13 protein-coding genes and 1 riboswitch are annotated in these 13,906 nt (G+C 65.8%); of the genes, 5 read left to right on the top strand and 8 right to left on the bottom strand.

Going from position 1 to position 13,906, the window contains the following annotated elements:
- Window positions 1-61: 61 nt before the first annotated feature.
- The 3 genes from aceB to thiM form a co-directional block, all read right to left on the bottom strand.
- Window positions 62-1,657 (bottom strand): malate synthase A, encoded by a 1,596-nt coding sequence (aceB, locus tag ABIE08_RS16660; protein WP_354552712.1) that lies wholly within the window; start codon window positions 1,655-1,657, stop codon window positions 62-64.
- Window positions 1,658-1,763: 106 nt separating this feature from the next.
- Window positions 1,764-2,405, bottom strand: coding sequence for a thiamine phosphate synthase (gene thiE, locus ABIE08_RS16655; protein WP_354552710.1), 642 nt, complete (start codon window positions 2,403-2,405; stop codon window positions 1,764-1,766).
- Window positions 2,405-3,235: a hydroxyethylthiazole kinase gene (gene thiM / locus ABIE08_RS16650; protein WP_354552709.1), complete on the bottom strand. Its 831-nt coding sequence runs from the start codon at window positions 3,233-3,235 to the stop codon at window positions 2,405-2,407. The genes thiE and thiM overlap by 1 nt, the downstream gene beginning before the upstream one ends.
- A 65-nt stretch (window positions 3,236-3,300) precedes the next feature.
- Window positions 3,301-3,412: riboswitch (TPP riboswitch) on the bottom strand.
- Window positions 3,413-3,635: 223 nt separating this feature from the next.
- Here thiM and ABIE08_RS16645 point away from each other — a divergent pair.
- Window positions 3,636-4,238 (top strand): TMEM175 family protein, encoded by a 603-nt coding sequence (locus ABIE08_RS16645; RefSeq protein ID WP_354552708.1) that lies wholly within the window; start codon window positions 3,636-3,638, stop codon window positions 4,236-4,238.
- A gap of 177 nt (window positions 4,239-4,415) precedes the next feature.
- Complete coding sequence (locus ABIE08_RS16640) at window positions 4,416-4,679, top strand: DUF1488 domain-containing protein (protein WP_354552707.1); 264 nt, start codon at window positions 4,416-4,418, stop codon at window positions 4,677-4,679.
- Between the two features lie 36 nt (window positions 4,680-4,715).
- Here the strand turns inward: ABIE08_RS16640 and glcF are convergent, their stop codons facing one another.
- Entirely contained in the window at window positions 4,716-6,014 is a 1,299-nt protein-coding gene (gene glcF / locus ABIE08_RS16635) for a glycolate oxidase subunit GlcF (protein WP_354552705.1), read from the bottom strand.
- Between the two features lie 121 nt (window positions 6,015-6,135).
- Here glcF and ABIE08_RS16630 point away from each other — a divergent pair, with 121 nt between their 5' ends.
- Window positions 6,136-6,474: a hypothetical protein gene (locus ABIE08_RS16630; protein WP_354552704.1), complete on the top strand. Its 339-nt coding sequence runs from the start codon at window positions 6,136-6,138 to the stop codon at window positions 6,472-6,474.
- A gap of 69 nt (window positions 6,475-6,543) precedes the next feature.
- On the opposite strand, the gene ABIE08_RS16625 is transcribed toward ABIE08_RS16630, so the two are convergent.
- On the bottom strand, window positions 6,544-7,716 hold the full coding sequence (locus ABIE08_RS16625; protein ID WP_354552703.1) for an FAD-binding protein: 1,173 nt from the start codon (window positions 7,714-7,716) through the stop codon (window positions 6,544-6,546).
- Window positions 7,717-7,750: 34 nt separating this feature from the next.
- Window positions 7,751-9,184: an FAD-linked oxidase C-terminal domain-containing protein gene (locus ABIE08_RS16620; protein WP_354552701.1), complete on the bottom strand. Its 1,434-nt coding sequence runs from the start codon at window positions 9,182-9,184 to the stop codon at window positions 7,751-7,753.
- Between the two features lie 126 nt (window positions 9,185-9,310).
- Here ABIE08_RS16620 and ABIE08_RS16615 point away from each other — a divergent pair, with 126 nt between their 5' ends.
- Window positions 9,311-10,240, top strand: a complete 930-nt coding sequence (locus ABIE08_RS16615) for a LysR family transcriptional regulator (protein WP_354552700.1) — start codon at window positions 9,311-9,313, stop codon at window positions 10,238-10,240.
- On the opposite strand, the gene ABIE08_RS16610 is transcribed toward ABIE08_RS16615, so the two are convergent.
- Window positions 10,237-11,517 (bottom strand): DUF3422 family protein, encoded by a 1,281-nt coding sequence (locus tag ABIE08_RS16610; protein WP_354552699.1) that lies wholly within the window; start codon window positions 11,515-11,517, stop codon window positions 10,237-10,239. The genes ABIE08_RS16615 and ABIE08_RS16610 overlap by 4 nt on opposite strands.
- A gap of 56 nt (window positions 11,518-11,573) precedes the next feature.
- The gene (locus tag ABIE08_RS16605) at window positions 11,574-12,710 is read right to left on the bottom strand and encodes an alpha-hydroxy acid oxidase (RefSeq protein ID WP_354552836.1); all 1,137 of its coding nucleotides are present in this window, start codon (window positions 12,708-12,710) and stop codon (window positions 11,574-11,576) included.
- Window positions 12,711-12,822: 112 nt separating this feature from the next.
- On the opposite strand from ABIE08_RS16605, the gene ABIE08_RS16600 reads away from it, so the two are divergent.
- Entirely contained in the window at window positions 12,823-13,620 is a 798-nt protein-coding gene (locus ABIE08_RS16600) for a FadR/GntR family transcriptional regulator (protein WP_266333527.1), read from the top strand.
- Window positions 13,621-13,906 lie beyond the last annotated feature (286 nt).

Below are 13,906 nucleotides of genomic sequence, written 5' to 3'. Positions count from 1 at the left end.
GCAGGCCGTATCAGCCTGCCGCCATTTTTAGCGGACGCGGAATGCGCGTCAATCGGCTCGGCTAGTCGATCAGCTTGTAGGCCGGGACCGTGAGGAAGGCCTCGAAGGACTTGGCGGTCGAGAGCTTGGCGAACAGGTCGATTGCCTCGGGGAAGCGGCCGGCAGCGTAATTGTCCGCGCCGACCTCGCCCTTCACGACTTCCATTTCCTCGGCCAGCGCGCGGCGGAACAGTTCTTCCGTCACCTTCTGGCCGTCCTCCAGCGTCGCCTCGAAATTGAGCTGCTGCCAGATCTGCGCACGGCTGATCTCGGCGGTCGCCGCATCTTCCATGAGGTTGTAGATCGGCACCGCGCCACGACCGCGCAGCCAAGCCTCGATATACTGGACGCCAACGCGGATGTTGTGGCGCAGTCCCTCTTCCGTCCGGGTGCCGTCATGGATGGCGAGCATGTCCTTCTGGCCGAAGGAGACCTCCTCGCGCAGGCGCGTGAGCTGGTTCGGCGTCGGCATTAGGCGGTCGAACACTTCCATGGCGACCGGCACCAGATCCGGATGCGCGACCCAGGTTCCGTCATGGCCGGCATTGGCCTCGCGTTCCTTGTCGGCGCGAACCTTGGCGAAGGCGGCGGCGTTGGCTTCCGGGTTGTTCTTGATCGGGATCTGCGCGGCCATGCCGCCCATGGCGAAGGCGCCACGGCGGTGGCAGGTCTTGATCAGCAGTTCCGAATAGGCGAGCAGGAACGCCTTGCCCATGACGACCTGGCCGCGATCCGGCAGCAGGAAGGCCTTGTTGTTGCGCAGCGTCTTGATGAACGAGAAGATGTAGTCCCAGCGGCCGCAATTGAGACCGGCCATGTGGTCCTTCAGTTCATAGAGGATCTCGTCCATCTCGAAGGCCGCCGGCAGCGTCTCGATCAGGACGGTCGCCTTGATGGTGCCGTGCGCCAGCCCCAGCGCCTCCTCGGCATAGGTGAAGACGTCGTTCCAGAGGCGCGCCTCGAGATGGCTCTCGATCTTGGGCAGGTAGAAATACGGGCCCGAGCCCTGCGCCAGCGCCGCCTTGGCATTGTGGAAGACATAGAGGCCGAAATCGACGAGCGAACCGGAAGCGTCCATGCCGTCAAAGGTGATGTGGCGCTCGGGCAGGTGCCAGCCGCGCGGGCGGATGATCAGCACGGCCGGATTGGCGCCGAGCTTGTAGGCCTTGCCGGTGCGCGCGTCGGTGAAGTCGATCTGGTTGGCCCAGCGGTCCTTCAGATTCAGCTGGCCCTCGATCATGTTGGCCCAGACCGGCGAGGATGCGTCCTCGAAATCGGCCATGAACACCTTCGCGCCGGAGTTCAGCGCGTTGACGATCATCTTGCGGTCGACAGGGCCGGTGATCTCGACGCGGCGGTCCTGCAGGTCGGCCGGGATCGGCGCGACCTTCCAGTCGCCCTCGCGGATCGCCTTGGTTTCGGGCAGGAAGTCCGGCAGCCCGCCATTGTCGAAGAAGACCTGACGCTCGTTGCGGAATTCGAGCAGGGCGCGGCGCTTCGCGTCGAACCGGCCATGCAGTTCGGCGACGAAGGCGAGCGCCTCGGGCGTCAGGATCTCGTCGAAACGGGGCCCCAGGGCTCCCTTGACGACCAGGCGTTCAGCGTTGGTGGCGGACATGGACAACTCCTCGGTGGGCACGTTGGAGCGGACTATGCCACGCCGCCGTCTTCAACTGAACCTGCATGAACAGGGCAGAACTTGTTCCGTTTTGGAATAAGTCGCCCTATTGCGAACGGTAGCGCGCGATGCGGTCGGCGAAGTCGCGCGCCGCCTTTGCCGGGTCTTCCGCCGCCATGATGGCGGAAACGACGGCAAGGCCATCGGCGCCCGCCGCCAGCGTCGGCTCGACATGCTCGGGCTTCAGGCCACCGATCGCCACGACCGGAAGGCCAGCCGCCGCCTTGATCCGCCCGAGATGGTCGAAGCCGATCGCGTCGTCCGCGTCCGGCTTGGTCGTCGTCGCGAAGACCGGGCCGACGCCGAGATAATCGATCGGGCCGAGTTCGTCCGGCGTCAGTTCCTCCATCAATGCCGCGGACAGGCCGAGAATGCGATCCGGGCCGATCAGTTCGCGCACCTTGGCGACGCGCATGTCGTCCTGGCCGACATGGACCCCATCGGCATCGACCGCCAGCGCGACATCGACGCGGTCATTGATGATGAGCGGGATGCCACGCGGGCGCAGGATTTCCATCAGCTCCGACGCCGTCGCGACGAAATCGCGGGTGGTGCCGTGCTTGCAGCGATGCTGCACCAGCGTGACGCCGCCCTCGATCGCGGCGCGCACCGTTTCGACCACGCCGCGCGGTCCGGCCAGGTCCTCGTCGGTGACGAGATAAAGCGAAAGATCGAAAGGACGGCTCATCAGACATTCACCTCATCAACAACCCGGATGGTCGCATAACGCGCGATCATGTCGGCGTCGGCCACATAGAGCGCGTCGCAAAGCTCCGCCGGCAGATGGCCCGGCCCGGTCACGCGGGTCGCCGCGGCGGCGCCCGCCGCGCCATAGACGGCGATGGCGGCGACCGCCGCCTCGAAGGGCGGACGCACGGCGGCGAAGGCGGCAACTGTCGCCGACAACGCACAGCCCAGCGCGGTCGAGAGCGGCATTAGCGGGCTGCCGCCGGTGATCGCCACGACCGTCGTGCCGTCCGTGACATAGTCCGTCTCGCCCGTGATGGCGACGACCGCGCCGCTGGCGCGCGCCAGCGCCTTGCCGGCTTCCATCGCCGCATCGGACGAAGCGGTCGAATCGACGCCCTTGCCCCCTGCCCCGGCCGCGCCGGCGAGGCTCATGATCTCGCTGGCATTACCGCGAATGATCGACGGACCCGCCCGGCTCATCTCGACGGCGAAATCGGTGCGGAACTTCGTCGCGCCGCAGCCGACCGGGTCCAGCACCCAGGGCTTGGCGAGGGCGACGGCCCGCTTCGCCGCGCGCTGCATGCCCTCGATCCAGGTCGGCGACAGCGTGCCGATATTGATCACCAGCGCATTGGAGATGGCGACGAAGTCGTCGACCTCCTCGGTCGCATGCACCATGGCTGGCGACGCGCCGACGGCGAGCAGCACATTGGCCGAGATCGTCATGGCGACGTAGTTGGTGATGTTCTGGACGAGCGGACGGGCAGCCCGCATGGCATGCAACGCATCGGTCGCGGCTTCGATCGTGAAGGAAGGGTTGGGAGACACAGGTAGACGTCCTTTGCTGTGACGCAGGACGGAACGACGGCAAGAACATCCAGGTGCTTGAGCATCCAGGCGCTTGGCTCAATCCCTCCGCCGGCATGATCCGGATCAGGTTCGCGGGTTAGTCCGAAGACCTCTCAGCCAGGATCCGGATGGATCAGGGCACCCCGATGAGACGAGCGGACCCTAGCATGGCTAGGCGGACAGGCAAGAGGCACCCCGGCGATCCCTGGTAGGCAGAGCAGCGTGCGACCCATGTCGCCGCGCGCACGGACACATCGCGCAGGCTTCCAGGCGCTCCGCGCCTCGACGCAGGAGCGACCCTATCGCGCGCACGGCAAGGATGGAGCGACGCCACGGAAAGGGCTAGCGTGCGAGCTGGCATGGCGACGGAGCAGCGGGCATGAACAAGAGCCGGATCGAAGCATTCAGCGACGGCGTCATCGCCATCATCATCACCATCATGGTGCTGGAACTGAAGGTGCCGCACCAGGCGGACATCCACACGCTTCTGCCCCTCGTGCCGGTATTTCTCAGCTATGTGCTGAGCTTCATCATGATCGGCATCTACTGGAACAACCATCACCACATGTTCCATGCCGTCAGCCATGTCCGCGGCGGCGTGCTCTGGGCCAATCTGCACCTGCTGTTCTGGCTGTCGCTGACGCCGTTCACCACGGCATGGATGGGCGAAAACCACATCGAGTCGGTCCCGGTCGCTGTTTACGGCTTCGTGCTGATGATGTGCGGTATCGCCTATTACATCCTCGCGCGGTCGCTCATCCGGCTCGAAGGCGCAAACTCGGCTATCGCCGAGGCATTCGGCCGGGATCGCAAGGGCAAGATTTCCGTCCTGATCTATGCCGTCGCGGTCGCGCTTGCCTTTGTCAGCCCGTGGATCGCCATCGCCTGCTATGTCGGCGTCGCAATGATCTGGCTCGTGCCGGATCGACGGGTGGAGCGCGTCCTGCTGTCGGCGCGCGCGGGCCATGCGCCGGAGGCCTAGAACTGGCCGTAGCGCTCCCAAGTCCTCAACCGCTTTGAGAGGGTCGTCTCGACGCCCCGTCTTGAATTGCTTTGGGCCGGTAAAGGAGAAGGCCTTCAGATCTCTGAATTCATGGCCATATCGACTGGGACCACAATAGAGGTAACCCTCGCGCGGAATTGCGCGTATGCTTGGAAGATGAACCTCCAATTCCCCAATCGAAGCCGCAGTTACAATGAGACGCGCCACCGGATTCAGTTCTGGGGCCACGATAGCGCGAAGGAAGTCTCGTTCTATCTCGAAGCGGATGCCCTCGCGCGCATCGATCCGAACGGTGCGCTGGACGAGGACCATGCGCTGCGCACCTTCGACGCCAACCGGGCGCGGATCGAGCACGCCGCGGCGCGCGCCTATTCCCGGCAGGCGCACGCGTCCTACACGCTGACTGCCAGCGATCTCTGATTTCGGGCGATCGCGCCGACCGTCCGGCGCGATGTATCAGACGTTGAGGCCGGCCGGCTTCGGGCCTCCATAGGCCCAATCCAGCAACTCGATCGTATGGACCACCGGCACGCCGCCGGAGAGCTGCGTGATGCAGCCGATATTGCCGGTGGCGACGACATCGGGCGACACCTTGGCGATGTTGCCGAGCTTTCGCGCCTTGAGCTGCTGCGACAGTTCCGGCTGCAGCATGTTGTAGGTGCCGGCCGAGCCGCAGCAGATATGGCCTTCGGGCACATCGCGCACGGTGAAGCCTGCCTTCGCCAGCAGCGTCTTCGGCGTCGTCTTGATCTGCTGGCCGTGCTGCATCGAGCATGCGGAGTGATAGGCCACGGTCAAGGGCTTCGGCGCGGCGACGGGCGCGAGCTTCAAGCTCTCCAGATATTCGGTGATGTCCTTGGCGATGGCTGACACGCGCGCCGCCTTTTCGGCATAGGCGGCGTCCTCGCGGAACATGAAGCCGTAATCCTTGATCGTCGTGCCGCAGCCGGACGCGGTGATGATGATGGCGTCGAGCCCCTCGCCATCCATTTCGGCGGTCCAGGCATCGATCGCCCGCTTGGCCGTCGCATGCGATTGTTCCGACTTGCCCATGTGATGGGCGAGCGAGCCGCAGCAGGTCTCGCCCTTGGCGATCACCACCTCGACGCCGACCCGGTTCAGCAGGCGGATCGTCGCCTCGTTGATACCGGGGTCGAGCACGGGCTGGACGCAGCCGGAAAGCAGCGCGACGCGGCCGCGCTTCTCGACCTCCGTCGGGAAGGTGCCCGGCCCTTCCGAAGCAGTGCGGCCGTGCGGAAAGCGCGGCGCCAGCTTCAGCATGGCGCTGATCCGCTTGAAACCCGGCACCTTGCCCATCGGCCCCGCAAAAGGACGCGCCATGGCAGCTCCTACCAGCGCCAGGCGGAAACGGTTGCGATAGGGCAGGATTCCGGCAATGGCCGAACGGATCACCTTGTCGGCGATCGGCCGGTCATAGGTCTCCTCGATATGCGCGCGGGCATGATCGACGAGGTGCATGTAATTCACGCCGGACGGACAGGTCGACATGCAGGAAAGGCAGGACAGGCAGCGATCGACATGCTTGACCACCTGCTCGTTCGCCGGCTTGCCGCCCTCGAGCATGTCCTTGATCAGGTAGATGCGCCCGCGCGGACTGTCGAGTTCGTCGCCGAGCAGCAGATAGGTCGGACAGGTCGCCGTACAGAAACCGCAATGGACGCAGGTGCGCAGGATCTTCTCGGATTCACGCACATCCGGGTCGGCAAGTTGGGCGAGGGTAAAGGAGGTTTGCATGGGGTCACTCTGCCGAAGCGGGCGGGGTCAGGGACGGCGAACAATCACGCTTGCGCGACCTTGGGGCATCTGGCATTGGCGGGACGCCTGAAATTTCTTCAGTGCTATCAAAGGAATGATTATGCAGCATCGCCTGTGGACCGCCCTGGGCGCGGTGGTCTTTGCAACCATGGTCCTTGGCGGAGCGGCCCATGCCGAAAATCGCAAGGTCAAGATCATCAACGAGACCAACAGCGATCTGAACGAATTCTACGCCTCGAATGTCGGCGCCAGCGACTGGGAGGAAGACATTCTCGGCGACGACCAGGTTCCGGCCGGTGGGTCGGTCAGCATCAACATCGATGACGGCAGCGGCTACTGCAAATTCGACTTCAAGGGCGTCTTCGTCGACGACAGCGAAGCCATTTTGGAAGGCGTCGATGTCTGCGAAGTCGGCGTCGTCCGCTTCACCGAGAAGTAGGTCCAGAAAGGCCGCGGCGTCCTGCGGCGCCGGCGGCCTGCCCGCAGCGGTCCCAATATCCGGCATCGCCTACATCCGCCCCGGATTGAGCACGCCGGCGGGATCGAAGGTCGCCTTGATCAGGCGGCTCATCGCCGCCACGCCGGGCGACTCCGGCTCGAACACCGGCACGCTGGCGCGCAGTTCCGGCGATCCGCGCACCAGCATGGCATGCCCCCCAACGGAGGCGACCGCGCCGCGCACGACGGCCGCGCCACCATCGCCATCCGCCGGAGCGCTCGCCCAGACCAGGCCGCCGGCCCAGTCATAGAGCACGCGGCTGCCAAGCTTAGCTTTCAACGACTCGCCGACCCTCGGGCCATCGGTCGGCCGGACCGAAATCCGCCAGATCGTGGCATCGTGCGGCGTTTCCAGCGCCTCGACGTCGCGTATGGACGCCCAGAGCACGCGCGAGGCTTCGGCGGCAATCGTCTCGAACGCGACAAACGGCTGCAGCACCGAATAGAGCCGGTCGGTACGATAGCGGACCGAGGCGTCGAAGCCTTCCAGTCGCAGCGCCGTGCGGGTCGGCATGCCGTCGGTCGCCGGCAGATGCGCCGCGCCCGTCACTTCGAACGGCGTACCGAGGGCCGTCGTCATCGCCTCGACGGCGCACTCCGCCGACAGCCCGGTCAGGAGCAGCGTCAGTTCCGTCTCGGCTTCCGGCAGCAGCTTGTAGGTGATTTCCGTCAGCACGGCGAGCGTGCCCCAGGACCCGGCCAGCAGCTTGACGAAATCATAGCCGGTCACGTTCTTCATGACGCGGCCGCCGGACTTGATCGTCTCGCCCCGCCCGGTGGTGGCGCGGACGCCGATCAGCGAGTCGCGCGCCGCGCCCGAATGGATGCGACGGGGACCGGAACTGTTGGAAGCGGTGACGCCGCCGATCGTCGGGATGCCGTGATTGCCGAGCAGGTGGCGGTAGTCGATCGGCTCGAAGGGCAGGCGTTGCCGGTTGGCGGCCAGCGTCTGCTGGATCTCGGCCAGGGGCGTACCGGCGCGGGCCGAGATGACGAGCTCCGACGGTTCGTACAGCGTGATGCCGGTCAGAAGCTTCGTCGAAAGCGTCCGGTCCGCGTGCACCGGCTTGCCGATCGGCCGCGTGCCGCCGCCATGGATCGCGAGCGGGCTGTGCGACTGCGCCGCCTCATGCACGATCGCCTCGATCTCGGTCTCGCTGTCGGGGAGAAGGATCGACGTCATCGGCATGCTTTCTCGAAGTACGGACATTCACACATCAGACCGGGCGCCCCGCGAGCGGAAACACCTTGTGCGGATTGAGCAGCCACTGCGGATCGAGCGCGGTTTTCACACGCATCTGCTGGTCGAGATCGATGGTGTTGAACTGGTAGGTCATCAGGTCGCGCTTCTCGATGCCGACGCCGTGCTCGCCGGTCAGGCAACCGCCCAGATCGACGCAGAGCTTGAGGATGTCCTCGCCGCAGCGCTCGGCCTTGTGCTGCTCAACCGGATCGTTGGCATTGAACAGCACCAGCGGATGCAGATTGCCATCGCCGGCATGGAAGATGTTGGAGACGCGCAGGCCATAGCCGGCGCAGATCTCGGCGATGCCGGTCAGGACGGCGGAGAGCTGGCCGGTCGGGATCGTGCCGTCCATGCAGATATAGTCGGCGAGCCGCCCCATCGCGCCGAAGGCGGATTTGCGGCCCTTCCAGATCGCGGCGCTCTCGGCTTCCGATTGCGAAACGCGCAGGCCCGACGGATCATAATCGGCAGCGATCCGCGTGATCTTGCCGATCAGGTCCTCGATCTCGGCTTCGGAACCCTCGACCTCGATGATCAGCAGCGCCTCGACATCGAGCGGATAGCCGGCATGGGCGAAGGCTTCGCAGACCTGGATCGCCGGACGGTCCATATATTCGATCGCGACCGGGATGATGCCGGATGCGATGATCGCGGCCACGCAGGCGCCGGCGTCCTCGGCCGACTGGAAGCCCATCAGCATCGGTCGCGCGCCTTCGGCGAGCGGCAGGATGCGCAGCGTCGCCTCGGTGACGACGCCGAGCTGGCCTTCGGAGCCGACGATCAGGCCCAAAAGGTCATAGCCGGCCGCATCCATATGCGCGCCGCCGATCTCGACGATGGTGCCGTCGATCAGCACGATCTTGACGCCCAGCACGTTGTTGGTGGTAACGCCATATTTCAGGCAATGCGCGCCGCCGGAGTTCATGCCGATATTGCCGGCGATGGTGCAGGCAAGCTGGCTCGACGGGTCGGGCGCATAGAAGAAGCCGAGATGGGCGACGGCGCCGGAGACGCCGAGATTGGTGACGCCGGACTCGACGCGGATGGTGCGGTTGGCGGTGTCGACGTCGAGGATCCGGCTCATCTTTGAGACGCCGAGGACGACCGCGTCCTCGCTCGGGATGGCGCCGCCGGCCAGCGACGTGCCGGCGCCGCGGGCGACGACCTTGACGCCCTCCCGGTTCAGGAATGTTAGCACCTTGGAAACCTGCTCGGTGGTTTCCGGCAACACAACGGCCATTGGGATGCGACGATAGGCGGTGAGCGCGTCGGTCTCGAAGGCGCGGCGCTCGTCCTCCTCGGTAATCAGCGAGGTCGGCGGCACCAGCGCGGCGAGGCCGGCGAGAATTTCCGCACGGCGCGCGAGGATGCGCGGGTCCGGCTTCGGAATCTCAATCGCGGACATGGCAGCCTCCCTCCCAGTTCAGAACCACTCTAGGCGCGGACGGTTTTGTACCCAAGCCGGGATAGAAAACAATCATCCTTGCCCCAGGATTGAAAATGCCCCTGTTTTTTTGCCACTATAGAGGCAATGAGCACCTTATCCGATATGGAGATCTTCGCCCGCGTTGTCACCGCCGGAAGCCTTTCCGCCGCGGGCCGCGAGCTTGATCTCTCTCCCGCCGTCGTCTCCAAGCGCCTGAAGCGTCTGGAGGATCGGCTTGGCACGCGCCTGTTGCAGCGCACCACCCGGCAGATTGCGCTGACGGAGGCCGGGCGCGGCTTCCACGACCGCGTGGTGCAGATCCTCGCCTCGATCGACGAGGCGGAGTCGTTCGTCAGCCGGCGATCCGACGTGGCGCGCGGCACGCTCAAGGTCTCCGCGCCCACCACCTTCGGCCGGCTGCACATCGCGCCGCATCTGGGCAGCTTTCTCGCCGCCAATCCCGGCCTTTCGGTCAATCTCGTGCTCTCCGACGAGTTCGTCGACTTGGTCAAGGACGGCATCGACGTCTCGATCCGCATCGCCGAGCTGACGGATTCGAGCCTTGTGGCGCGACGCCTGGCGCCGAACCACCGCCTGCTCTGCGCGACGCCGGCCTATCTCGCCGAACATGGCACGCCGCAGACCATCGCTGAATTGTCGAAGCACACGCTGCTCGCCACCGCCAGCCAGGATCCCTGGCGGGTGGAAGGGCCGGACGGCCCGGTGACGGTGCATGTCGAGGGCAGGCTTCGCACCAATTCCAACGAGGTGGTGCGCGAAGCGGTGCTGGCAGGCCTCGGCATCGCCTACCGCTCGACCTGGGATGTCGGGCCGGAGCTTCGCGAGGGCCGCCTGGTCGTGGTGCTGCCCGCCTACCGCGCCTCGCGGCATGTGGCGGTGCATGCCGTTTATCCGAGCCGGCGCTTCCTCGCCGCCAAGGTGCGGCTGTTCATCGACCACCTCGCCGGGCTCTATGGCGAGCACCCGCACTGGGACGAAGGCCTCGGCAAGATCCTCGCGCCGGCTACCCCCTAGTCGGCGCCATGCCCGTCATTATGCTTCGAGCGGATGCGGCGGACCAGGAACCAGACGAACAGCGCCACCGGGATCACCGCGAAGGCGGTGACATGCGCCGGGTCCAGCTCGAAGCCGACGACGGACGATCCCTTCGCCAGATAGCCGATCAGCCCGACGATGTAATAGCTGATCGCCGCGACCGAGAGCCCTTCGACCGTCTGCTGCAGGCGCAGTTGCAGCCGGGCGCGGCGGTTCATGCTGTCGAGCAAAGCGCGGTTCTGCTGCGACAGCTCGACATCGACGCGGGCGCGCAGCAGGGCAGCGGCGCGGGCGAGCTTTCGCGACAGGTCCTGCTGGCGCCCCTCCACCGTCTGGCAGGTGCGCATCGCCGGCGCCATGCGGCGGGCGAGAAAGGCCGTGAAGCTCGAATAGCCGGCGATCGGCTGTTCATCCATGGCGTTGAGGCGCAGGCGCACGATCTCGGAATAGGCGCGGCTAGCGCCGAAGCGGAAGGCGCTTTCGGCGGCGCCGGCTTCCAGATCGCCGGCCTGGGCGGTCAGGTCGTCGAGCAAGGCACGGTTGGCCTCGAAGCCTTCGCTGGCGCGGAAGCGGCCGGTATTGGCGACCAGATCCATCTCGATACGGCGAAGCTCGGGATGCAGGCGCTGCGCTTCCGGCAGGCCGAGCATGGCCAGCGTCCGATAAGTCTCAAGCTCGAGCAGGCGCTGGACGATCGGCCCCGCCTCCTGCGGCTCGAGCCCACGATCGACCACCAGCAGGCGCGTATAGCCGTCACCATCCTCGCGAAAATCGGATGCGATCAGCCCCCTGCCCCCGGCCACTTCCGAGACAGCGAGCGAGCCCGGATCGAAGCCGGAGAGCAGCTCGGCGATCGGGCGCTGGTCGGCGACGAGGTCGAGCCGCGCGGCCACCATCAGCGGGCCTGGCGCCTCGAAGGCCTCGCCGAACGGCGTCTCGGCCGGCAGCGCGCCGGCGCCGCCGCGCGCATCCCAGCTATAGGTGGTGAATTCGGCGTGGCTCTCCCAGCGCAGCGTGCCGCCGCAGAGATCGACAACGTGATGGCGCGCATGTGCTGCCGGTTGCGGCAGGCCGTTGCGGATACACAGCGCCGCGAGACGGTCGCGGGCCGCGTCCGCGTGGCCGGCATCGGTCATGAAGGCGTAGTTCAAAACAATGCGCGGCGCTTCCATCATGTGGAAAGGCCGCGCATGGATCTCGTTCAGCACCGCGCTTCGAAGCGGATGATCCTCGAAACGTCTTGGTCCTTCGCGCATCGCGCCCTCGATCCCGCGCCCAACTGACTAAGCAGTAGGGCCGGGACGGATAGGGCTCAACCCCGATCGATGACGGTATCGTCGATCTCGGCCAGGGTGCGACGACCTGTCAGCGCCATCGAGACGTCGAGCTCCTTGCCGACGATCTGGATGACCTTCGAGACACCCTCTTCACCGCCGGCGCCAAGGCCGAACAGGAAGGCCTTGCCCAGCATGCAGCCCTTGGCGCCGAGCGCCAGCGCGCGCAGCACGTCCTGGCCCGAGCGGATGCCGCTGTCGAACAGGATTTCGGTCTGGTTGCCGACGGCGTCGACAATACGCGGCAGGCGCGAGATGGCGGACGGCGCGCCGTCGAGCTGGCGGCCGCCATGGTTGGAAACGACGATCGCGTCGGCACCGGTGTTGACCGCCTTCTGCGCGTCGCCGACATCGAGAACGCCCTTGAGGATCAGCTTGCCGGGCCAGATCGAGCGGATCCAGGCGACGTCATCCCAGTTCAGCGCTGGGTCGAACTGGCCGGAGATCCACTGGCCCAGCGACTTGACGCCGCTCATGCCCTCGACGCCGTTCAGATTGCCGAAGGTCTTGTGCTTGCTGCCCAGAACCTTGAACGCCCATGGCAGCTTGGTCGCCATGTCGAGGACGTTGTGCAGCTTGATCTGCGGCGGCACGGTCATGCCGTTCTTGATGTCGCGGTGGCGCTGGCCCTGCACCTGCAGGTCGAGCGTCAGGATGAGGGCCGAGCACTTGGCGGCGATGGCGCGCTCGACCAGCTGCTTGGCGAAGTTGCGGTTCTTCATGACGTAGAGCTGGAACCAGAACGGCCGCGAGGTCGCCGCCGCCACGTCTTCGATCGAGCAGATCGACATGGTCGACAGCGCGAACGGGATGTTGGCCTTCTCGCAGGCCTTGGCCGCCAGGATCTCGCCATCGGCATGCTGCATGCCGGTCAGGCCGGTCGGGGCGAAGGCGAAGGGATAGGCGAACTTCTCGCCGAGCAGCGTGACTTCGGTCGAGCGGTTGGACACGTCGACCATGACGCGCTGGCGCAGCTTGAGGGCCTTGAAGTCGGCCGAGTTGGCGTCGATCGTTTCCTCATTGTAGGAGCCGCGATCGGCATAATCGAAAAAGGCGCGCGGCACGCGGCGCTTCGCCAACAATCTCAGGTCTGCAATGCTCGTTGCGTCCTTCAAGCCGCCCATGGCGCCGCTCCAATTTCATATGAATTCTTGAAAGGCGAGCCGCGCCCGCCAACTGGATCAATTTCTTGACCACTTCCTGATTTCCGCTGATAGGCTCTTCCGCATGGTCTTTCAACCGATTCCTTCCCGCGCGACCGCCGACGAGGTGGCGCGACAGATCGAGATGCTGGTGCTGGAGGGCGTGCTGCATCCCGGCGACAAGCTGCCGGGCGAGCGCGACCTGTCGGCGACGCTCGGCGTTTCGCGGCCGATCCTGCGCGATGCGCTGAAGGCGCTGGAGGGCCGCGGGCTGGTCGAAAGCCGCCCGGGCGGCGGCACCTATGTGGCCGCGATCGAAGGGTCTGTCTTCGCCGCGCCGATCGTCGACCTGATCGCGCAATCGCCCAAGGCCGGCGGCGACTATCTGGAATTCCGGCGCGAGATCGAGGCGACGGCCGCGGCGATGGCGGCGACGCGCGCCACCGAGGCCGACCGCATCATCCTCGGCCGCATCATCGAGACGATGGAAGCCGAACACGGCAAGGCCGACTTCCGGCGCGAGGCGGCGCTGGACGTTGAGTTCCACCAGGCGATCGGCGAGGCGACGCACAACATCGTCATCATCCACGTGCTGCGCGCCTGTTACCGGCTGCTGGCCGACGGCGTGTTCTACAATCGCAGCCGTCTCTACGGCCAGGCCGGCTCGCGCGACCAGCTCCTGGCCCAGCACAAGGCGATCCGGGATGCGATCCTTGCCGGCGATCCCGAAGCCGCCCGCCAGGCGGCCATCGATCACATCGCCTATGTCGCGGCGTCGATGAAGGACGCCGCCGAGGCCGGCGCCCGCGAAGAAATCGCCTCGCTGCGGCTGATGCAATTCGAGGAACGCGCGACGGCGAAGCGTCCCGTGCGCCGGGACTGAACGGTTTTGGACTGCGGGCGGCGTTGTTCCCGTAGCCTTTCAAGACGGTTGGTCCTGCTCCACCATCATCGTGAGTGTCTGGCCCATACTTCGACAAGCGAGCCCCGATTTCCCAACTCGTGCCGCGTTGCCCCTTACCTCTCCCTGAGGGAGAGGTCGGATCGAAGCTCCGGGTGAGGGTTTAGGGAACCATCCGGTGAGGCCGTAAACCCTCACCCGCCGGCCTGCGGCCGTCGACCTCTCCCTCAGGGAGAGGTAAAGGAAGGATATTCCGCACAGTGCCAGT

This window comes from Kaistia defluvii, from assembly GCF_040548815.1.
In the GTDB taxonomy this organism is placed as follows: Bacteria; Pseudomonadota; Alphaproteobacteria; order Rhizobiales; family Kaistiaceae; genus Kaistia; species Kaistia defluvii_A.
The sequence above is the reverse complement of the archived record's forward strand: the minus strand, read 5'-3'. Positions and strand labels throughout refer to the sequence as shown.

Bases quoted from the DNA above. Each gene is read 5' to 3' on its own strand.
- aceB (WP_354552712.1), bottom strand. From the start codon at position 1,657: ATGTCCGCCACCAACGCTGAACGCCTGGTCGTCAAGGGAGCCCTGGGG.
- thiE (WP_354552710.1), bottom strand. From the start codon at position 2,405: ATGAGCCGTCCTTTCGATCTTTCGCTTTATCTCGTCACCGACGAGGAC.
- ABIE08_RS16645 (WP_354552708.1), top strand. From the start codon at position 3,636: ATGAACAAGAGCCGGATCGAAGCATTCAGCGACGGCGTCATCGCCATC.
- ABIE08_RS16640 (WP_354552707.1), top strand. From the start codon at position 4,416: ATGAACCTCCAATTCCCCAATCGAAGCCGCAGTTACAATGAGACGCGC.
- glcF (WP_354552705.1), bottom strand. From the start codon at position 6,014: ATGCAAACCTCCTTTACCCTCGCCCAACTTGCCGACCCGGATGTGCGT.
- ABIE08_RS16630 (WP_354552704.1), top strand. From the start codon at position 6,136: ATGCAGCATCGCCTGTGGACCGCCCTGGGCGCGGTGGTCTTTGCAACC.
- ABIE08_RS16625 (WP_354552703.1), bottom strand. From the start codon at position 7,716: ATGACGTCGATCCTTCTCCCCGACAGCGAGACCGAGATCGAGGCGATC.
- ABIE08_RS16620 (WP_354552701.1), bottom strand. From the start codon at position 9,184: ATGTCCGCGATTGAGATTCCGAAGCCGGACCCGCGCATCCTCGCGCGC.
- ABIE08_RS16615 (WP_354552700.1), top strand. From the start codon at position 9,311: ATGAGCACCTTATCCGATATGGAGATCTTCGCCCGCGTTGTCACCGCC.
- ABIE08_RS16610 (WP_354552699.1), bottom strand. From the start codon at position 11,517: ATGCGCGAAGGACCAAGACGTTTCGAGGATCATCCGCTTCGAAGCGCG.
- ABIE08_RS16600 (WP_266333527.1), top strand. From the start codon at position 12,823: ATGGTCTTTCAACCGATTCCTTCCCGCGCGACCGCCGACGAGGTGGCG.